The sequence below is a fragment of the Bacteroidota bacterium genome (assembly GCA_013360915.1).
Classification (GTDB): Bacteria; Bacteroidota; JABWAT01; order JABWAT01; family JABWAT01; genus JABWAT01.
The window spans coordinates 689,304-709,584 of sequence record JABWAT010000001.1 but is presented as its reverse complement, the minus strand read 5'-3'; the positions used below and the strand labels follow the sequence as shown (position 1 = coordinate 709,584).

Genomic DNA, 20,281 nt, shown 5'->3' with positions numbered 1-20,281 from the left:
TTAAACTGCCCGGCACCCTGCCGCTGCAACCTGCGCGAACCATTTCCGGAGATTTTGCTTTGAAAAAACAAACATGGTCCCTTGCCCTGCACTGGCAGATTTTTATCGGAATGGGCTTCGGCATTCTGGTTGGTTTTATCATTAATGAGGCCGGCTGGTCCGGGTCGGTTATTCCATGGATCAAGCCCATCGGAACGATTTTTATCCGTCTGATCACCATGGTGGCCGTTCCACTGGTGCTGGCATCGCTGATTGTAGGGGTTGCTTCCCTCAGGGACCTGAGTAAACTGAGACGGATCGGAACCAAAACGTTTTTACTCTACACCACCACCACTGCCCTGGCGGTTTCCATTGGACTGATGGTGGGAAATATTCTGCAGCCCGGATCGGGTCTTGATGAATCAATGAAAGAGCGGCTGAACAGTCAGTACTCTTCGGTGGTATCGGAAAAAATGAAAGGGACCTCTCTGAATTTTACCGACATGCTGGTTGAGATTGTTCCGCTGAATCCGTTTTACTCGCTGGCTACCGAGCGGGGCGAAATGCTTCAGGTGGTCTTTTTTGCCCTGATTCTCGGCCTGGCTCTTAACCGGATCGATGATCGGCTGGCAGAACCGGTCATCCGATTCTTTGACGGACTGACGCATGCTCTCATCAGAGTCATCGATATGATTATGAAAGTGGCTCCCATTGGTGTCTTCGCCCTAATCGCAGCTGTCATTGCCGATTTTGGGTTCGATATTCTTAAACCATTGGGCGTCTATTTCGTGACCGTAACAACCGGTCTGGGCCTGCATGTTTTGCTGGTTTACCTTCCGATTCTGGTGCTGTTTTCCAAAATTCCCCTGTTTTTCTTCATCAGGAAGTTTGTTAAAGTTCAATTGGTGGCATTCAGTTCCTCCAGCTCAGCCGCAGCGCTTCCGGTAAACATGGAAGTGTGCGAAAAGGAACTCGGAGTTAAAAAGGAAGTCACCAGTTTTGTTCTTCCGCTTGGTGCCACCATAAACATGGATGGAACGGCCCTGTATCAGGGAGTGGCCGCCTTGTTTATTGCTCAGGTATATGGAATTGATCTGGGACTCAGCGAGCAAATGGTGATCATTCTGACAGCAACCCTTGCCTCGATCGGAACAGCGGCAGTCCCGGGGGTTGGTATGATCATGCTGATCATTGTCCTGCAGTCGGTTCACGTTCCGCCAGAAGGAATTGCCCTGATTTTCGGAATTGACCGTATTCTTGATATGATGCGGACCACGGTGAATGTGACAGGAGATGGCGTGGTTGCCTCGGTGGTGGCCTCGACCGAAAACCTTCTTGATCAAACAGAAAACGGTTCTTCAAAGAATGCTTAATCTGTTTCTGTTTCTCACATTTTTTGGTGCAGGTTACGCTGATGGAAACACCGGATTTTCCGAAACCGGCAGTGAGCCCTACACCGGAATCCGGTCGGCCATCCTGAATTTCAGGTTTACCGAAGCAGAACAGCTAATCAAAAAGGCACCGGTTCCCTACCTGAATGCCTTTTATCAGGTTCAGATCACGGCCTGGCAATACCTGATCACCGAACAAAATGAGCGGATTCCCGTTTTTGATACCCGTTTGGAATCGGCCATGGATCTGATTGAATCGCAACCGGAAACCGCAGAACGTGCTTACCTGCTGGGCGACCTTCAAATGTGGAAGGCCATCGTCAGAATGCGCAGCGAAGAGTATGTGTCGGCAGCCTGGAGCGGGCGGTCTGCAATGAATCATTACAAGGAAGCTGCTGAACTGGATCCGAAAAATCCCGATATCCGCAAAGGAACCGGCACCATGAAGTATGTGGCGGGAGCCATTCCCTCACGTCTGACCTGGCTGGCCTCGATTTTTGGTCTGAATGGTTCCATGGCTGAAGGAATCCGGGATCTGGAATGGTCTGCCCGGTTCGGCACGGTATCTTCTGCCGAATCCCGGTTTTTTCTGTCGGCGATTGAACTGTTTACCAACCGGAATCCTGAAAAATCCATTGCCCATCTGGATACCTTGCTGACACAATACCCGGGAAATGGAGTGTTTGTCCTCATGAAAGCGGTGGCCCTGCAGCGCGATAAGCAGGTTCCGGCCGCTGTTGCGCTGATGGAGAAGGAATACACCCGGTTCCGCGATACCATGCCTGCTTTTTCCGACGTTATCCGGTTCAGGATCGCGGAAGGTTACTACTTTATGAACCGGTTCGACAAAGCCATTCCCCTTTTCGAGGATATTCTGGCAAAGTTTAAAGGAAATTCGCTGCGCCGTCTGGGCCATTTCAGGCTTGGTCTCAGTTATGAACTGACTGGCCGCAGGAAAGAGGCGTTGGCCCAGTACAGGAAAATTGAACCGAATGAAAACAATGATTTTGATCTGTACATGGTTTCAGAGTCTGAACGTTGGGCACAAACCCCCATGTCGGATGCCGAAAAAAAGGCCTGGCTGGGGCGGAATTATTTCGATGCCGGATTTTTTAAGGAAGCAGCAGAACAGTACCGGCTTGCCATGGAACTGGCAGGAAAGGATACCCGCCTGATTGCCGAAACCCACTTCAGATTGGGACGACTGGCCGATCACCAGAAACAAACTGACCAGGCTGTCAGAGAGTATCAGTTGGCTATTAAACTCTGTCCGCCAGACCATGAATGGATCAGGGCACAGTCCCTGTTTCATCTGGGAAAAATGGAGGCAGATGCAGGAAGGAAAGCCTCAGCGCTGGCCTGGTATGCAAAGGCTGATGAGATGGAAGATCATTTATTTGTCAATTCGCTTCACCGCGAAATTGATACTGAACGAAAACGGCTGGATGGAAAATGACAGACCGCTTTTTCCTTTACCTCGATCTGGATAACACACTGATTGATCATTCCCGGGCGGAACGCCAGGCTTTCCGCGAAACCCTGATGACAGTGATGGGTTCGGATGCGCAGTTCGACCTTATTCTGGCCGACTATCACCGGGTTAATACTCAGCTCTGGAAGGATTATGCCGCCTACCGGATCACACAGGATGAGGTCCGTCACCGGCGGTTTTCTGAAACCCTTGCCCGTTTCGGTCTGTCCCATCTCGAATCGGACTTTACCCGGCACTACTACCTGCGTTACCAGCAGAACTGGCATGAAGTCCCCGGTGCTGCCCGGTTACTCGATTCACTCAGACCTGTGACCGGACGGGTTGGACTGTTGAGCAACGGTTTTGCCGATATTCAACGCGAGAAACTAAAGACCCTCGGGTGGGAGGACCGGTTCGACCCGGTCATTTATAGTGAGGAAGCCGGTTTTCATAAACCCGATCGCCGGTTGTTCCGGATTGCCGAACAGGCCTGCGGGTTTCCTCCTGAACGGATTATCTATGTCGGGGATTCAGTGGAATCGGATGTAAACGGGGCCTCCGAGGCGGGGTGGTTGCCGGTTTTCTTTGATTATTCCGGTGCAGGGATCAAACCCGAAAAAGCCATTGCCTCCATCGGCGCACTCGACGGTTTGCCGGATGTTCTGGCCAGGTTGGTATGATTGCCGTTTTTACCCCTCTGAATGGGAAACCACTTGCAATGCTGGAGTTGGTGCTCCGGTATGTGAACAGTCTTCTGTCGCACGAAAAGTTCGACATCCAGCCGGTTCTGACAGCTGGTGAGGACCCGGTGCTGATCTGGGACCACCCGGAAAGGGAATCGTCCTATCAGAAATTGCCCAGAAGGATTTTTTTACCCTACAGTCCCGATGCAGCCAACCTGTTTTTTTCCGGGAGAGCTTTTCCCGCAACATTGGTTCAGAATTACCGGCTCAGGGAAGAGGAATTTCCGGCTCTTTTTCCCGTTAACCGCCAGTCTGCACAACTGATCCGTTTTGATAATGAAGTCATCACCTACGAAGCCGATCTCATCTCTCAGCTGTTTTTGCTTTTGTCGGGGTGGGATGAGCGATTTTCACCAAAAGATTCACTGGGCAGGGTTACTCACAGGGGAAGTCTGATTGAACGCCTGAACCTGACAGAACGCCCATTAGCAGAAGAAACCGTTTCGGCCCTGCTGCAGGGGTTGCATGCCTTGTCGGTACCAGATTCCTTCCGTTTTCATAACCGTCATTCCTGGCGGATAAGACTGACCCATGATATTGACCACCTGAAACGGTGGACCGCGGGTTTTTTTATCAGGAAAGGCCTGCGAATGCTGACATCACCTTCCGCAGACGCAACCCAGGACCTTCTTTCCGAAATCAGGCAGTGGCGCACCCAACCGGATCCCTACCCGGAATCGCTCGTCTGGTTACTGGCACAGGCAGAGCGGGTGAATGCTCGCCCGGTGGTGTTTCTTCGGGCAGGGAAGGGAACCCGCCGGGACAGTAAAATCAGTTTCCGTCATCCGGCCGTTCACCGGCTGGAACAACTATCCGCTGAGGGGAAGGTGGATATCGGATTGCATCCCACACTGAAGTCGGCCAGTGATGATGAACAGTTCTACCGAGACTGGAATGTGCTTAAGGAGGCGATTCCCGGCTCAAAACTTTATGTCCGGCAGCATTTTCTCATGTTTGATCCGGACCGGACACCAGCGGTACATGAATCGGCCGGAATAGTGCGTGATTTTACACTTGGATTTCATGATCACGAGGGATTCCGGCGGGCAACCGTGCATCCCTTTCCGGGTTTCCGGTTCGATACCTGGAGTGTCACTTCCGTCTGGTATATCCCGTTGATTTTTATGGATGCCACGGCCAGTGATTATCGTTCCATGACTCCCGATGGTGCGAGGGTCCGCCTGGAGGCCCTTCTGAAAACCGTTCGTCAGTGGCAGGGAGATGTTTCCGTGCTATTTCACAATGGCTTTCACCCGCAATTTGACAGCGGATGGTCAGAAACCTATCTGAAGGTATTGCAAATCTGCCATTCGGGACATGCCTGGATGGGCGGGGATCCGGACTGATGGTGACTTCTCTGGCTTTTCGTGCCGGTGCCCGCGTGGTTGCTGAAGGAATTGCCCGGTTGAGCATGTTCGGATTTTTCCTGGTGATGGCCCGTGTATTGGGTCCGCAGGAAATCGGTTACTATGCAGCGGTTTTCAGTTTTCTGGCCATTTTTATGGTAATCAGTGATTTGGGACTGAACCTAACTTCACTCAGAGAAATCAGCCGGAATCCTGCCAATCTTTCGGCGGTACTGCGTGTGGTGGTCCCCCTGCGGATTGGTCTGACTGCTCTGTTTGTGATCATGGGTTATCTGGCAACCCGGCTCTGGACCTGGACACCTGCCGAAGAAATCCTGATACCGGCCATTATCGGTTTTCTTGCCATCGGCAGTCTGGCAGATGGCTTGTTTCATCTGTTTCAGTCCTTCGACTGGCAACTCGAAGAATCGGTTCTGAAAATCGCCCAACGGACCGGAACAGCGGCTGCCGGAATTTCCATCCTTCTCATTACCGGTTCTCTCGCACAGGCAGTCTGGGCCGGTGTGCTGGTACAGACCATTCTCCTTTTGGTTGGTATAGGCTGGTTTTTTGTAAAAATCAGGAAATACCGCCATCTGTTGGAAGGTCTGCCTGATTTTCAGTTTGCGGTCATGGTCCGAATGGCGCTTCCACTGGGGTTGTCGGCTTTTCTGACCCTGATCTATCTGCGCATCGACATGGTCATGATGAAGGCGGCTGGTATCAGTGCCGACCTGATTGGACAGTATCAGGCCGTGGCCCGTATTCACGATTTCAGTCATACCATGTCGGTTCTGGCCTTCAGTACGCTCGTTCCTTCTCTGAATCGTTGGTATGCAGGTCAGGATGAACGGTTTGGTGATTGGTTAAACCGGTCGTTACGGTTGCTGGTGGTGTTTGCCTCCCTGATTCCCTCCATCCTGTTTTTTATGGCAGACTCAACATTTTCCGGTCTGTTTGGTGAGGATTTCCGGCAATCTGGTCCGATGGCACAGGTTCTGTTATGGGGTCTGATTCCCATGGCCGTTAATCTGGTGCTGCTTCACCGGTTGCTGATAGAGGGAACCACACTGGCCAGTTTGTTTGCAACGGCCTGCTCTGTGATCATCAACGTAACCGGAAATTATCTTCTCATTCCGGTTTATGGAGTGACCGGTGCCGCCTTTTCAACCTTGCTTTCCGAATCGGGTCTGATGATTGTATTGCTGCTGCTGGTCAATAAACAAATGAAGTCGGCCTGGAAAACGGATTGGGTCCCTTCCTGGTTACTGCTCATTCTGTTTGTGATGGGTTGCGGTTATGTATTGTCTGATTTTCCCTGGATGCTGAACCTGATTCTTCTTCCCGTGCTGGCTCTGCTGGCAGCCCGGTTATTATCACTGGTGACGGATGAAGACTGGAGTGCCATGAAAACCACCCGATCGGCGGTTTTCCAGAATCCGCCAGCCGATCCATGACGCGCCGGTAAACCGGGAACCACCGTTCAGCCGATCAATCCCGGCATTTGGTTCAGCATCTGATGCCGGATTTTCCTATTTTATCCGGTGAATTTTTAACAGCCAACAGATCGGATCGGGTTTGACTCTATTTATTATCCTTGTGTTGCTTGCAGGGGGCCTTGTTTCCTACATTCTTTACCGGAAACGGACCATCTCCCATTATGAAAAGCAGGAAATTTCCCATTTTTCAAGCATCGGGTTCCCCGGTTTTTTTGATGAAACCGTCTGGAAACGTTGGGAAGAAAAGGTGCGCATGGAAGGAACCAGACTGGGTGACTGCCGGGTTATCCGAGAAGGCAGCGGACCCGAATTGTGGATCAGACTGGATGGAGATTCCCTGATCACCATGGCCCCGTTTTTCAGGTCCGGGTCAGTCAAGGCAGAGGTGGTGGCCTCGCATACGCCCGGGCCTGATGAATGGCATGATATGCTGACTTCAGAACCGGCAGGTCACCTGGTGGCCGAGCGGATTCCCCCGGTTCAGACCGAAACTACCCGGTGGTGTCTGGCGGCCTTCGGAAAGGAATTGACCTTGTACGACTCTCCTGACCAATATGAATTCACCATCGGAAGCCCATTTAAAATGCAATTGCTATCGGTATCCGGATTGTCTTGGGAAAACGGAGAGACCAGTGATTGGTCGGCCGATGTGGTGGTTTCCGGATTGATTGCCTCCTGCGAGCGACGGGTGAATTCGCTGACAGGTGAACCGTACTGGCTGGCTGAGATTGAAGTCTCGCCCGGTAAAACCCTGACTGCGGTCTGGGATTACCGGCTGTGTGACCGGTTCCCTCAGAAAAAGAATGTGGCAGTTGGTCGGTTCTATTTGTTTTCATCGCCGGAAGGAGCCATGGATCATGTTTCCTGAAGTTGACGAGCAATCGCTACTTTCCGGTGAACCCATTGAAGTGGTCGGTGCCTTTTTATCACACTCCAGGCAGATGGGTGATTGGTTTGTATCGAATGCCTCCTGGCTGGAATCCCTGCAGGTGCCCGATGGAAAATGGAATGGAATTCAAACCCTTTCCCATCTGATTTTCTGGGAAAACTGGTGCCGGGAACATCGGTTCGGAGCGATTATAAAAAAATTGAAAACCCTAGTTCCATCCGGATCGGATCAGGTGAATCCGGCTTCGGTGACCGCCTTTACCGGCAATATCAGACAACTGACGCGGCAACTGGAAAAGGCCCGCAATCAGACCATCAATGAACTGGGGCAAACGGAAGATGAAGCCTGGGATTGGAAAAGCCGGCACCCCGATGAAGGTCCGGTCGATTTGTACCGGATGGTCACCATGATGGCCAGACATGACCGGACCCACGTACTTTCATTGTTAAAATATAGAATCTGAAGCCAAAGGACTGAAAAGGACCCGACCATGACCAACTGGAAATCACTCTATCAGGACCATCACCAGCGCGTAAAAACCCTGTATGAATCTGCCATGACCAGTCTGGGCTATGACTGGATGCTCATCGACAGCGGGACGACCGATGTACGGTTTCTGGATGATCTTCACCAACCATTCCGGGTAAATCCTCATTTCAATTATTGGGTTCCATTGCATCAGCTTCCCGACAGTTATCTCATCATCCGGCCGGGGAAAAAGGCACTTTTACTGTACTGTCAGGTGACCGACTTCTGGTATCCGGTTCCCGAGGAGCCGGTTGGATTCTGGTCCGATTCGTTTGAAATCGAAGTGATCAGTGGTCCCGAAGCCATCAGAAAGCACCTGCCTGAAAACCGGTCCTCCGCCGTCTATGTGGGACCGGCCGGAGTCCGGTTCAAGGAAATGGGAATCAAACAGTTAAACCCAGCGCATCTGCTGAACCGCCTGCATTACCCGCGTGCGGTCAAGACCGGATTTGAAGTGGCCTGCATGAAGGAAGCCACCCGGTCGGCCATTGCCGGTCACCAGGCGGCCCGGGATGAATTTTTCAGAGGCGGATCGGAGTTTGACTGTCACCTGGCCTATCTGAAAGCTTCTCAGCAAATGGAAATGGATCTGCCTTACGGGAATATTGTGGCCATCAATGAGCATGCAGCCACCCTGCATTACCCGCTGACAGACAAGAAGCCAAAACCCGAATCGGACCGTCATTCCTTCCTGCTGGATGCGGGCGCCTCGTTTTTCGGATATGCTGCGGATATTACCCGGACTTACAGTTACCGGAAGGATGAGTTTGCAGACCTGGTTGCGGCCATGGATAAAGAACAACTGGCGCTGATCGCCCAACTGAAAGTGGGAGAATCCTACTCCGATTCCCAGTTCAGGGCACATGCAGCAGTTGGCCGGTTGCTGAACCAATTCAGGTTCTCTGATGAATCGGCAGACACTCTGGTCGAAACCGGAGTAACCAGCACCTTTTTCCCGCATGGAATCGGTCACTTGCTTGGTTTGCAGGTCCATGACATTGCCGGTCATGCCATTAATCAGACCGGAGATTTGTACCCGCGACCGGAAGGTCACCCTTTTCTGCGGTTAACACGACCCATTGAAGCCGGGTTTGTTTTTACCATTGAACCTGGTCTGTATTTTATTGATCCGCTGCTGAGCGATCTTAAATCGAAACCGGAAGGCCGTTTTATTCGCTGGGACCGGGTAAATTCCTTCAGAAAATATGGAGGAATCCGGATAGAAGACAATGTGCTGATGACAGCTTCCGGACCTGTAAACCTGACGCGTGAACACTGGACCTGATCACTTTTTTCTTCGATGGAGGCCCAAATGAAAAGCCAGTTTTTTGAGAAAAACCTGACAGAAGGCCTTGCCGGACAATTGGCTCGTTGGGAGGCTGATCCTGAAGTGCAATCGGTTCTGATTCTGATGGCAGAAAAGGACCGGCCTTCCGATCGCGAACTGAATGCCATTTTCAAAAAGGCGGGTAAACCTCTGCTCGGCGGGGTGTTTCCTGAAATTATTTCGGATGGGCACCGGAAAGAAACCGGGGTTCTGCTGCTCGGGCTGCCTTTTCCGGTTCAGGTGACTGTTTTACCCATGAATACGTCCATGGGAGATCTTCTCGGTCAACTCGATGGTGTCTTTGCCGATACCATCATCACCCAAAAGTCTGTGTTTATTTTTTATGACAGCATGGGGAAGCAGAAAACCGATCTGATCGAGTCGCTTTATAACTATTTCGGGAATGGATGCACCTATTTCGGAGGGGGCGCCGGTTCTCTGTCGTTTACTTCTATTCAGTGCATCATCAGTCCGGCCGGAATGATGAGTGATGCAGCGGTCATCGGTCTGGCAGACCAACGATTGAGCATCGGAGTGGCTCACGGATGGGAACCGGTTTCTGACCCGATGAAAGTGACCAAGGCCAGCGGGAATGTGGTCCACCAGATTAACCGGAAGCCGGCTTTCGAGGAGTATCAGTCGGTGATCAGAACGCATTCCGGACAGGAAATCACACCAGAGGATTTTTTCAACATCGCAAAGTCCTATCCGCTAGGAATTGCCAAACTGGACAGTGAAATGATTGTGAGAGATCCCTTTGCAACCGATGGTTCATCGATTTCGATTCTCGATGATATTCTCGAAGGAGAATACATTCAGATTCTGCATGGAAACAAGCAAACCTTGCTTGCCGGGGCCTCAGCAGCCAGCCAGAAAGCCGGAATTCTATCCTCTGCCAGCCAGAACTCCAGGCCGGTTTTATGCATCGATTGCATCAGCCGGGTGCTGTACCTTCAGTCGGACTTTGATCAGGAATTGTCACGAATCGGACCCTCGGGTCAGCTCATGGGCGCCCTCACGTTGGGTGAAGTGGCCAACTCGGGCGATTCATTTCTGGAAATTTACAACAAAACGGTTGTGGTTGGCAGGTTCTGAGCGAAAAGCAATTACTCATTATCTGTCAGCTTTTCCCATTTATGGTAGGCTTCCCAGGCTTCCTTTTCACGATCAAGATCAAGGTAGGTGAACGATAAAAGTAAATACAATTCGGCATCGTCAGGGTATTGTTTGATGGCTTCATCCAATACCGATTCAGCGAATGTATAATTTTTCTTTTCGTTCAGATAGGCTGCCATGGCCGATGCCTGCAGCGCTGTATCGGGAACCATCTCCCTGAAGAAATCCCGGATATCAAAGGGATCTTTCAGCATCAGACTGTCAATTTCTCCCGTTCCTGTATAGGTATATACTGAAGCCCCGAGTGTCATACCGAAAAAGTAAAAGGATTTTCCCGCTTTTTTCTTTTCAGCACTATATAACTCAGCCAGTTTTCTGATTCGTGATCTGGCATTCAAACTGGCTGCGCTGTCAGAAAAGGAACGAATAATTTCCCTATTTATCGGATCGAACTGATAGGAGAGAAATTCACCGCTTGGATACTGAATTGATTCAACCCGGAAGGTGTGTACACCACCCCAGTTGTGTCCCAACTCATGTACAATCGTAAGTGCTTCTTCAACCGGATTCCATCGGCCAATGGAGGGCATGCTTGGCTGTGCACGGATGACACTGTGTTGCCCACCGATACTCCCCATTCCAAGTTCACTCATTTTCTCCCAGCTGCGTTCCATGTTCAGTGTATGGATAAAACCAAGCGTGTAAATTGATTTATCCGATTTAAAATCTTTGATCAGTTGGTGATAGGAAAGTTCAAAGCTATCACTTGCAATATGCTTCCATTCCAAAATTTCCACTGGTTTTAATTTGATACCGAATTGGGGCTCTAAAATGTCATTGGCAAGAATCAACCTTAATTGAAGCCGGCTTCTCCAGTCAGGAAACCGGTTGCGGTAGGAAACATCGGCAACCAGCCGCACCGGCAGATACCGGGTTCCGGGTGAATCTGCAACTTCATTTGCCATAGGCAGATTACCAAGCGCTTTTCCAACCTGAAGGGCTGCAACTGCATAGGTAGGATCCTGTTTAAGTTTCCAATTGGTATCTCCACCTTGATAAATGTTGCCGGCCGTGGTCTGATCAAAGGCAAAAAGCGTATCTGCTGTTAGGGTGCTGTAGCCAATTAATCGGGAATGCAATTCAGCAACATTGCTATAGTAGGTATAAGAGAAACGCCGGGTTACACCATCGAACAACTTTCTTGATAGAATGCTCCATTCCGATTCGGCGTGAACAAACCACCCGAGGTTGTTTGTTTTTGCAATGGTTCTGACCGAATCAACCGATAAACGGGCCTTTTCCCTTGAAGATTTGACAGAGGGATGAATCAGCTTGAATAAATTAACCGGTTTGTAACCACTGGCCATCAGTTCCAGTTCAATAACATTGGTAAGAACCATGTCCAGAACCGAGTCCTTACCCGATTCAACGTAGACACCCACTTCACGCTTTTGGTTGTAGCCAAAGTTTTTCATTGGTACATCGCGGATGGGTATCCATGTGGGGACCTTGCGGGAAGTACCACAACTGCTTCCCAATACCAACAGGAGGATCAGACTCACCCATAAAATACCTGACTTGTATTTCATAATCATTTGACCTGTAGTATCGTGTGACAGAATGGATTTATTTTCGTTTGGCAGCCCGGTTTTTTAGTTCGAGAACTTCATTCACCATTCGCAGGGCATCCAGCAACCCGATATGCCCGGGATCAGCATCCAGACCTGCAAGAATCTTAACTTTGGCTTCTTTATACTTTTCCTTTTTCATGAGTGGTTGGGCAGCCAGAAAGTAATTGTTGGCTATCATTTGTTTAACCATTGGATGATTGGGATCAACAGCGGAGGCTTTGGAAGCCAATTTTTCCAGTTCCTGAAGTTTTACGGGATTTTTTCGATGAACCCAATCATATTTTTTGGCCAGAACGTACAGATAGGATTCTCTGAACTGCGGATGGTCCGCATTGTGTCTGTAAAGCGAATCTGCAAATTCAATGGCCTCATCCATGTTGCCGTCAATGGCAAGGTTGTTAAGGAAAAGCATGGACGAATTGTCCAGCATGATTTTCGATTGGGGTTTCTGGGGAAAGCGGGAATAGGTCTCGAGGCTGAGCTTAAACAGGGCACTGTAACGCCTGGCCGATAACTGCAGGTTGTATCGGGCAATGGCAATTTCAAACTCGATATCGTCAAGTTGATTGGTATAGAGTGGTTCCTTCGGAAACCATTCCCTGAGCCGTTGAACCCATTTCTCAGTGGATGTCAACTGGTTGCTTCTGATCTTTTTGTCACTGTAGGCAGAGAATATCTGCAGAATTTCATCATAACCCTTGATGGGAAAGTTTTTAATCCCTTCCACTTCCGTTAAAAACAAATCCAGCTTATCCGTGTTTCCGGTCCTTACGAGTTCATATCCATAGTTTTCTGAGACCGCAACCAGCGTTTTTTGTATGTCCTTGATTACACGTGATTGTTTGTAAGAGGATGAAAGGGCATAAAAAGCCCGTTCAGAATCTTCAACTTCTGCAAATTCGACAAATTGATTGTACAGCAGAATGGAGGGAACATCGGCCATGCTGATTTCTTTGGATTGTTCCAGAAATTCTCTGATGATTTCACGGTCTCCTTTCGATTCCCGTTCCGAGGCAGTGATCATCTTTGACTTCTCGAGGATATCGACCACATTCGATTCATTTAATCGCAGATCAAATCCGTCTTCAGGATTGGTTAATTCAACAGTTACTTCACGGTCCCGGTGAGGAAAGGTCAGATAAATGTGAATGGGAGTCATCCACAAACGGTAGGGAAGTTTCAGTGAGTCAAGCACCGTGGCATACAGGTACACAGCCGTCACACAATTGTAGGTCTTGTGGCTGAAAAGGGCACCCAGCTTGGCATTTTCATCATACCGGGTAAAGTAATTTTTATGCAGGAATCTGAAAAGTTTCCGGTTGATGGAGAAGGGATCCTTTTCCTTGCCGGTTTCATTTCTGACGGCAGTGATGACAGAGGCAAGGTCGGGGTAATATGAAAGGTTGGCTGCCTTCCTCCATTGTTCCGCTTCTGTGGCCGGCTCCTGGGTTCTTCCGGCGGTGTATGAGCCGATGGAAACTATCAGAGTAAAGGGAATGATTAACAGAGTTCTGAGCATAAAAACAACCTAAACCTTGTCGGGAAATTGCAAAAACGGCAAATTTCTGTAACACAGATTGAATTGCCAAACGGGGGGAAAAAGAAAACCCGGCAGTCCGGGATCGGGCTGCCGGGTCGGTTGAAGAACTGCTTACTTTTTCGCCTGAAGGGCAGCCTGTGCTGCAGCCAGACGTGCAATCGGAATCCGGAAGGGTGAACAGCTCACATAGTTCAGTCCGATGGAAGCACCAAACATGATACTCTGTGGTTCTCCGCCATGCTCACCGCAGATACCGATTTCGATATCTGGCCGGGTCATCCGGCCGCCCTGTACCGCAAATTGCATAAGTTTACCAACCCCGGCCTGATCGATGGTGACAAACGGATCGACGGGGAAGATGTTGTTTTCGATGTAGAACGGAAGGAATTTTCCTGCGTCATCCCGTGAAATCCCCATGGTGGTCTGGGTAAGGTCATTGGTACCGAAGGAGAAAAACTCGGCTGTTTTTGCAATTTCATCGGCAGTAAGAGCCGCACGCGGAATTTCAATCATGGTTCCGACTTTATACGGAATCTCGATTTGACGGTCCGCAAAGACTTTCCGGGCCACACGATCAACGACCGCCTTCTGATGATTGATTTCGGTCAGGGTATTAACCAGCGGAATCATGATTTCCACATCGACCGGAATGCCTTTTCCTTTCACATTGATGGCAGCCTCAAGAATGGCCTGTGCCTGCATTTCAATAATTTCAGGGAAGATGATTCCCAGCCGGCAACCACGGGTTCCCAGCATGGGGTTTTCCTCGTGCAGTTCCTCAACCTTGCGACGCAGTCTGGCTGGTTGAACCTTCATGGCCATGGCTACATCGCGGAGGGTGTCCTTGTCCTTTGGCAGAAATTCATGAAGAGGCGGGTCGAGTGTCCGGATAATTACCGGGTATCCCTTCATCACTTCAAAAATTCCCTCAAAATCCTGCCGCTGAAGTTTCAGCAGACCGGCCAGATATTTCCGGCGCTCTTTCTCGGTATCCGACAACAGCATTTCCCGAACCAGCATAATCCGGTCTTCACCGAAGAACATGTGTTCAGTACGGCAGAGACCGATACCCTGAGCACCAAAGGCCATGGCGGTTTCACACTGATCGGGCTGGTCGGCATTTCCGTAAATTTTCATAGAACGTACCTCGTCGGCCCATTCCATGATTTTTTCATAGTAATGAAGGTCGGCTGAACCGGTAACGTTTTCGTTCAGAACGTACTTGCGAACCACGTCGGAAGGTTTGGTTTTCAGGTGGCCCGAAATAACTTCCCCGGTATTTCCATCGATGGAAATCCACGTGCCCTGATCATAGGTCTGACCGTTGATGGTCATGGTAAAATCATGATAATCGATGGAAATCGACTCGCATCCCACGATACAGACTTTACCCATCTGACGGGCTACCAGAGCCGCATGTGAGGTCATCCCGCCACGTGCAGTCAGAATACCTTCAGAAAGTCGCATTCCTCTGATGTCTTCTGGTGAGGTTTCAACACGAACCAGCAGAACGGGTTCATTGTATTTCTTGAGCATGTCTTCCACGTCTTCTGACCGGAAAACCACGCGGCCCGATGCTGCTCCGGGGCCGGCAGGAAGTCCCTTACCCAGTAATTTTCCAGCTTTAATGGCTGCCTTTTTCTCATCAGCATCAAAGGTGGGGCGCAGCAACTGGTTTAACTGATTGGGTTCAATCCGTCCCAAGGCTTCCGATTTGGTAATTAACCCTTCCTCAACAAGGTCAACCGCAATCCGCAGTGCAGACATACCTGTCCGTTTTCCATTCCGGCATTGAAGCATGAACAGCCGTCCGCGTTCAACCGTGAATTCGAGATCCTGCATGTCACGGTAATGCTTTTCGAGGGTATGGGCCGTATCGAGCAGTTGTTTGTAAATGGCAGGTGCTTCTGCATCCAGTTCTGCGATAGGTTTGGGTGTGCGGATCCCGGCAACCACATCTTCGCCCTGTGCATTGATGAGATACTCACCATAAATTTTATTTTCGCCGGTGGCCGGATTTCTGGTAAATGCGACTCCCGTTCCCGAGTCATCACCCATGTTGCCATAGACCATGGCCATGACATTGACGGCGGTTCCCCAGCTTTCAGGAATCTGGTAAATTTTGCGGTATTCAATGGCTCTCGGATTCATCCATGACCGGAAAACGGCTGCAATGGCACCCCATAATTGCTCTTTCGGATCTTCGGGGAAGGGTTTTCCGGAAAGTTTTTTAACCAGCGCTTTGAATTCCTTTACAAAATCCTTCAGGTCCTTTGCATCCAGATGGGTGTCATCAGTAATCCCCTTGGCATGTTTGCGCTTTTCGATCACTTCGTCAAAATAGTTCGATTCACCTTTCTTGCCGACCCCGAGAACCACATCGGAGTACATCATGATAAACCGCCGGTACGAGTCATAGGCGAAACGCTCATTGCCGGTCGAGGCAATCAGCCCTTTAACCGTTTCATCATTCAATCCAAGATTCAGAATGGTATCCATCATTCCCGGCATCGACACACGTGCACCCGACCGGACTGATACCAGCAGGGGATTTTTGGTGTCGCCGAACTTTTTGCCCATGTCCGATTCAATTTTTGACAAGGCCTCTTCAACTTGTTTCTCAAGTCCGTGAGGATAATTCCAGTTGTTCTGATAGTATTCAACACACACTTCGGTGGTGATTACCAGACCGGCGGGAACCGGAAGTCCCATGTTGGTCATTTCGCAAAGGTTTGCCCCTTTACCTCCCAGAAGGTTTTTCATATCGGCACGGCCATCGGATGTTCCATGACCAAAGTAGTAGACGTATTTCCGGTTTTCAGCAGACATTGTCGTTCTCCGTTTTTGACTTAATAAACAAACTATTTTCTCTTTATATCCGCAATTTTGGCAAATCACAGAACAAATGAAAACGCTTCCGGGAAGTCTAATTAAAGGTTAATGGAATTTATCTTATATGAAAAAAGGTCAATAATGTCTCTAATTTACTTGCGTGAAATCATGAGAAATGAAATCATCCTTCCTCAGGCCGATTTCTGAAGGTGGGGCAGAGGGGTCCCGGAGTCTGAATAGAAGTCAGGAACGAGTTTGCGGCTTAACTGTTCATAGTGGTCTTTGTGAACCATCAGTTCAGCAGCTGAGAAGTTGATCACCCAAAGGTCCGAAAGCCGGATCAGCGTGAGTTTCCGGTGGGCGATGGTCGTGAGCAGGCACAGTTCCAGGTAGCCCAGCGAGAACAGGACATATTCCAATCTGTTTGGACGCCTGAGATGGAATCCGAATCGGGACATGGATTCCCGGTTCAGGTAGTGGACCATTCCTCTGAATTCGCAGTCAGCCTTCAGTTCTCCGCGTTCAATGGCCAGGCAAAGCTGATGGAGGCCCGCCGCCAGGAAACCGAGGATCCGGCTGGGTTTGGCCCGGTTGCGCTTCAGAAAGAAATCCCATGGAGTACCAAGATGGATTTCGTAAAGCCGCTGATTGAACCGGACGGTAAACAACATGGGTGAATAATACCTGTAAAATCCCAGGCGTCTGAACAGGGGTGTGGTCAGATACCGCAGCAAACGATACGCAATCAGATAAACGGGCAGTAAGGCAATCCAGATCATTTGGTAAAGATACAACCGGCACCCGAATTTGTGGTTCACTGTATCAGGTGCACCTCCCGGAATCGGAATTATCAGGTGGTCCTTCGCCTTTTTACCGGGACACACTATTTTTACCTGTCGGAGGTATCATGCGATATTGGCTCGTGAAGTCAGAACCCGATGTCTATTCGTGGGATCGGTTGGTCAGGGAAGGAGAGACCGTATGGGATGGGGTAAGGAACTATCAGGCACGCAACAACCTGCGGGATATGAGAAAGGGTGACCAGGTTTTGTTTTATCACAGTAACAACGGAATGGAAGTGGTCGGAATTGCGGTTGTCAGCAAAGAATCGTTTCCCGACCCTGGTTCCGATAATCCGGCCTGGCTGGCGGTTTGTCTGAAACCATGGCAGGCTCTGAAAAAACCATTGGCGCTGACGCTGATGAAACAAACACCGGAATTGAGTCAATTGGGTCTGATCAGACAGGGAAGGCTGTCGGTCATGCCGGTTTCACCCGAAGAATTTAATCTGATCTGCTCATTGGGAGGGCATCCATGAAAAAGGTATTCAGCTATCTGTTCCTGTTCACATTTTTCGCTTCCTGCGGTGAAAAAGCCATTTATGACAACGGTACTTTTCAGGTCTGGCGTGACCGCGTCGGGCAGGGCGGGTTTATAGCAAAAGCCACCAGCGATTCCAGCCTTGAATCTACCTATGCCAGTGGGTTTACTATTCCGGTGAAAAATACCGTTTTCTTCAAACTGGCCATCAACGGAATTGACAATGAGCGCGATTTTGCGCAAAACCATCAGTGGATGATTCCGGTGGGAGCCGACTCGGTCACGACCCCCGTGTTTACTTTCGGTCAGGCAGATCCGGCCTTACAGGGAGATCCGGTTTTTCTGGACCGGGATGTCCGGGTAACCTTTCGGGTTGATATGCGGCCTGTCCTGTCATCCTTTAAAAGCAAAGGATTTTTTGAAACATTCAATAAAACGCGCATCGATTCGTCCGGTTTTCAGGGTGTCTATATTGCTGGTAATGTCGCCCCCCTTACATGGGATTTCGGCCGCCTGACCAGTCAGCCAGACTTCAGGCTGAGCGATCCTGATGGAGATTCGGTTTTTACCGTCACACTTAACATCCCGCATAAGGCCACCCCGGTCAGTGCAAATACCGATGGAAAGTGGTCTCAGACCCGGGACCTTTCCGGCTTGCCCCGCTACCAATCGGATAGTCCGCTTCTGAATGCTCTGTACCGCATGTCACTTGAAGAAATGTTGCTGAACATCAGGGAAGATGGTGCCTTTATGGCCGGCAAGGAATGGATGGGTGTCTGGACCCGCGATATCAGTTACTCCATTCATCTGGCCCTGGCCGGTATTAAGTCGGAATCCTCGAAAACCAGCCTGCTTGCAAAAACCGCCGATGGAAGAATCATTCAGGATACCGGTACCGGTGGATCCTGGCCGGTTTCCACGGACCGGCTGGTCTGGTCCCTGGCGGCCTGGGAAATCTACCTCTCAACAGGTGATCGCGACTGGCTCGGGAAGGCCTATCAGCTCATCAGCCAATCGGTGGAAACTGATTGGAAAACCGCAGTGGACCCCGCGACCGGTCTGATTCGTGGTGAATCCAGTTTTCTGGACTGGCGAGAACAATCCTATCCCAGGTGGATGGATTCTAAAGATATTTATGACAGCTACGCGCTTGGAACCGTATCGGTTTATGCTCACACGCTCAGCATTCTTTCGGCCATGTCTGAGGAGTTGGGAAAACCGGAACCCAAATGGTCTCAGGCGGCCATGAGGGCGAAAAAATCGCTGAATGATCAATTCTGGTTGCCCGATTCAGGATATTTCAGTCAGTACGTCTATGGCCGTGTGCATAAAACAGCTGCTCCCGGATCGGAAACGCTTGGAAACTCGCTGCTGGTCCTGTTTGGTCTGACCGATTCATCCCGTTCATTCCAATCCATCCGCCGGATTCCCTCCTATGCGTTCGGAACTCCCACTTTTCATCCGCAGCTGTCTGATGTCAGCCCGTATCACAACCAATCCATGTGGCCGTTTGTTCAGGCTTATTACACACTTGCTGCCCGACAGACCCGGTTTTTACCGGGTGTTGAGCATGGGTTGGCTTCCATGATCAGAGCAGGGGCACTGTTCCTGACCAACAAAGAAAATCTGGTGATTTCCACCGGCGATTTTATGGGAACAGAAATCAATTCAGACCGCCAACTGTGGAGTGTGGCCGGCCAGCTGGCCATGGTTCACCGGGTTCTGCTCGGTATGAAACCGACAGTGAAAGGATTAGCTATCAGACCCATGGTTCCGCCTGGTTATACAGACCGGCAATCGTTAACCGGATTCAGGTACCGTGATGCGGATATCAGTCTGACCGTTATTGGTTTCGGTACCAGAATGGCCTCGGCCACTGTCAACGGAGAACCGGTAGAAAAGGTCCTCATTCCTGCAGATGCCACCGGACCTCAGACCATTGTGATTAACATGAACAATGAATGGAAGGAAAAGGAATCCCTGCGGTTGCTCGCAGAAGCGAGGATCCCGGCTCAGCCGGTTGTCACCGCTGATGAAGGAACAACTGGTATGACCTGGCAGCCCGTTGATGGGGCAGTGGACTATGAAATTTTCAGAAACGGGGTTGCGGTTGAAAAGACCCGTGAAACAGCATTCCGGTTTACCGGATCAGGATATTCTGAATATCAGGTCAGAGCCTGGTCACCCGAAGGACCCTCCCTGCTTAGCCGGCCGGTGGTGGTCAGTCCTACCCGGATTGCCATTGAAGCAGAAGGGAAAACCCGGGGAGAGACCATCATCGGTGGTTTTTCGGGAACCGGTTACCTCTTCTATCGGACCGGTAAAAATCCGTCTGCTTCCTGGTCTGTAAATTTCCCCGAAGCCGGGCGGTGGGAACTCAGGGCCCGGTATGCCAATGGAAACGGACCAATCAATACCAACAATAAGTGCGGAATCAGGACCTTGCGGGTAAACGGAACACCGGTCGGGGTCATGGTTTTCCCACAAAGAGGAGATGGGGATTGGACCAATTGGGGTGAATCATCCGGACTGGTACTTGATCTGAAAGCCGGTCCAAACACTTTTACCCTGACGGAGGATGCCTGGAACCGGAACATGAACGGTCAGGTGAACGATTTTCTGCTCGATCAGTGGGAATGGGTCAAAGTCGGACCCTGAACGCATTCAAT

15 protein-coding genes are annotated in these 20,281 nt (G+C 50.2%); 11 read left to right on the top strand and 4 right to left on the bottom strand.

Features of this window, described 5'->3' with window-relative positions; all coding sequences use genetic code 11:
* Window positions 1-110: 110 nt before the first annotated feature.
* From HUU10_03075 to HUU10_03035, 9 genes are all read left to right on the top strand, one after another.
* A complete protein-coding gene (locus tag HUU10_03075; protein ID NUQ80570.1) occupies window positions 111-1,352 on the top strand; it encodes a dicarboxylate/amino acid:cation symporter in 1,242 nt (413 codons plus the stop codon).
* Entirely contained in the window at window positions 1,345-2,826 is a 1,482-nt protein-coding gene (locus HUU10_03070; GenBank protein NUQ80569.1) for a DUF3808 domain-containing protein, read from the top strand. The genes HUU10_03075 and HUU10_03070 overlap by 8 nt, the downstream gene beginning before the upstream one ends.
* Window positions 2,823-3,521 (top strand): HAD family hydrolase, encoded by a 699-nt coding sequence (locus HUU10_03065; protein NUQ80568.1) that lies wholly within the window; start codon window positions 2,823-2,825, stop codon window positions 3,519-3,521. The genes HUU10_03070 and HUU10_03065 overlap by 4 nt, the downstream gene beginning before the upstream one ends.
* Complete coding sequence (locus tag HUU10_03060; GenBank protein NUQ80567.1) at window positions 3,518-4,930, top strand: hypothetical protein; 1,413 nt, start codon at window positions 3,518-3,520, stop codon at window positions 4,928-4,930. The genes HUU10_03065 and HUU10_03060 overlap by 4 nt, the downstream gene beginning before the upstream one ends.
* Window positions 4,930-6,387 carry a flippase gene (locus HUU10_03055; GenBank protein ID NUQ80566.1) on the top strand — a complete coding sequence of 486 codons (1,458 nt, stop codon included), beginning with the start codon at window positions 4,930-4,932 and terminating at the stop codon, window positions 6,385-6,387. The genes HUU10_03060 and HUU10_03055 overlap by 1 nt, the downstream gene beginning before the upstream one ends.
* Before the next feature lie 121 nt (window positions 6,388-6,508).
* On the top strand, window positions 6,509-7,297 hold the full coding sequence (locus HUU10_03050) for a hypothetical protein (GenBank protein NUQ80565.1): 789 nt from the start codon (window positions 6,509-6,511) through the stop codon (window positions 7,295-7,297).
* Window positions 7,287-7,781, top strand: a complete 495-nt coding sequence (locus tag HUU10_03045) for a DinB family protein (GenBank protein ID NUQ80564.1) — start codon at window positions 7,287-7,289, stop codon at window positions 7,779-7,781. The genes HUU10_03050 and HUU10_03045 overlap by 11 nt, the downstream gene beginning before the upstream one ends.
* Window positions 7,782-7,808: 27 nt before the next feature.
* The gene (pepQ, locus tag HUU10_03040; protein ID NUQ80563.1) at window positions 7,809-9,131 is read left to right on the top strand and encodes a Xaa-Pro dipeptidase; all 1,323 of its coding nucleotides are present in this window, start codon (window positions 7,809-7,811) and stop codon (window positions 9,129-9,131) included.
* A 27-nt stretch (window positions 9,132-9,158) separates the two neighbouring features.
* A complete protein-coding gene (locus HUU10_03035; protein ID NUQ80562.1) occupies window positions 9,159-10,268 on the top strand; it encodes an FIST C-terminal domain-containing protein in 1,110 nt (369 codons plus the stop codon).
* 11 nt (window positions 10,269-10,279) lie between these two features.
* Here the strand turns inward: HUU10_03035 and HUU10_03030 are convergent, their stop codons facing one another.
* From HUU10_03030 to HUU10_03015, 4 genes are all read right to left on the bottom strand, one after another.
* On the bottom strand, window positions 10,280-11,878 hold the full coding sequence (locus HUU10_03030) for a hypothetical protein (GenBank protein NUQ80561.1): 1,599 nt from the start codon (window positions 11,876-11,878) through the stop codon (window positions 10,280-10,282).
* Between the two features lie 37 nt (window positions 11,879-11,915).
* Window positions 11,916-13,439 carry a hypothetical protein gene (locus HUU10_03025; GenBank protein NUQ80560.1) on the bottom strand — a complete coding sequence of 508 codons (1,524 nt, stop codon included), beginning with the start codon at window positions 13,437-13,439 and terminating at the stop codon, window positions 11,916-11,918.
* A gap of 132 nt (window positions 13,440-13,571) precedes the next feature.
* Window positions 13,572-16,289 carry a pyruvate, phosphate dikinase gene (locus HUU10_03020; protein NUQ80559.1) on the bottom strand — a complete coding sequence of 906 codons (2,718 nt, stop codon included), beginning with the start codon at window positions 16,287-16,289 and terminating at the stop codon, window positions 13,572-13,574.
* Window positions 16,290-16,483: 194 nt separating this feature from the next.
* Window positions 16,484-17,071 carry a hypothetical protein gene (locus HUU10_03015; protein NUQ80558.1) on the bottom strand — a complete coding sequence of 196 codons (588 nt, stop codon included), beginning with the start codon at window positions 17,069-17,071 and terminating at the stop codon, window positions 16,484-16,486.
* Between the two features lie 128 nt (window positions 17,072-17,199).
* On the opposite strand from HUU10_03015, the gene HUU10_03010 reads away from it, so the two are divergent.
* Together HUU10_03010 and HUU10_03005 are read left to right on the top strand one after the other, a co-directional pair.
* On the top strand, window positions 17,200-17,610 hold the full coding sequence (locus tag HUU10_03010) for an EVE domain-containing protein (protein NUQ80557.1): 411 nt from the start codon (window positions 17,200-17,202) through the stop codon (window positions 17,608-17,610).
* A complete protein-coding gene (locus tag HUU10_03005; protein NUQ80556.1) occupies window positions 17,607-20,270 on the top strand; it encodes a glycogen debranching protein in 2,664 nt (887 codons plus the stop codon). The genes HUU10_03010 and HUU10_03005 overlap by 4 nt, the downstream gene beginning before the upstream one ends.
* The last annotated feature ends 11 nt before the right edge of the window (window positions 20,271-20,281 follow it).

What these genes read in the sequence shown, in the direction of transcription:
- HUU10_03015 (NUQ80558.1), bottom strand. Translation starts at nt 17,071, where the DNA reads ATGATCTGGATTGCCTTACTGCCCGTTTATCTGATTGCGTATCGTTTG.
- HUU10_03045 (NUQ80564.1), top strand. Translation starts at nt 7,287, where the DNA reads ATGTTTCCTGAAGTTGACGAGCAATCGCTACTTTCCGGTGAACCCATT.
- HUU10_03060 (NUQ80567.1), top strand. Translation starts at nt 3,518, where the DNA reads ATGATTGCCGTTTTTACCCCTCTGAATGGGAAACCACTTGCAATGCTG.
- HUU10_03010 (NUQ80557.1), top strand. Translation starts at nt 17,200, where the DNA reads ATGCGATATTGGCTCGTGAAGTCAGAACCCGATGTCTATTCGTGGGAT.
- HUU10_03030 (NUQ80561.1), bottom strand. Translation starts at nt 11,878, where the DNA reads ATGAAATACAAGTCAGGTATTTTATGGGTGAGTCTGATCCTCCTGTTG.
- HUU10_03035 (NUQ80562.1), top strand. Translation starts at nt 9,159, where the DNA reads ATGAAAAGCCAGTTTTTTGAGAAAAACCTGACAGAAGGCCTTGCCGGA.
- HUU10_03070 (NUQ80569.1), top strand. Translation starts at nt 1,345, where the DNA reads ATGCTTAATCTGTTTCTGTTTCTCACATTTTTTGGTGCAGGTTACGCT.
- HUU10_03065 (NUQ80568.1), top strand. Translation starts at nt 2,823, where the DNA reads ATGACAGACCGCTTTTTCCTTTACCTCGATCTGGATAACACACTGATT.
- HUU10_03075 (NUQ80570.1), top strand. Translation starts at nt 111, where the DNA reads ATGGGCTTCGGCATTCTGGTTGGTTTTATCATTAATGAGGCCGGCTGG.
- HUU10_03020 (NUQ80559.1), bottom strand. Translation starts at nt 16,289, where the DNA reads ATGTCTGCTGAAAACCGGAAATACGTCTACTACTTTGGTCATGGAACA.
- HUU10_03025 (NUQ80560.1), bottom strand. Translation starts at nt 13,439, where the DNA reads ATGCTCAGAACTCTGTTAATCATTCCCTTTACTCTGATAGTTTCCATC.
- pepQ (NUQ80563.1), top strand. Translation starts at nt 7,809, where the DNA reads ATGACCAACTGGAAATCACTCTATCAGGACCATCACCAGCGCGTAAAA.
- HUU10_03055 (NUQ80566.1), top strand. Translation starts at nt 4,930, where the DNA reads ATGGTGACTTCTCTGGCTTTTCGTGCCGGTGCCCGCGTGGTTGCTGAA.
- HUU10_03005 (NUQ80556.1), top strand. Translation starts at nt 17,607, where the DNA reads ATGAAAAAGGTATTCAGCTATCTGTTCCTGTTCACATTTTTCGCTTCC.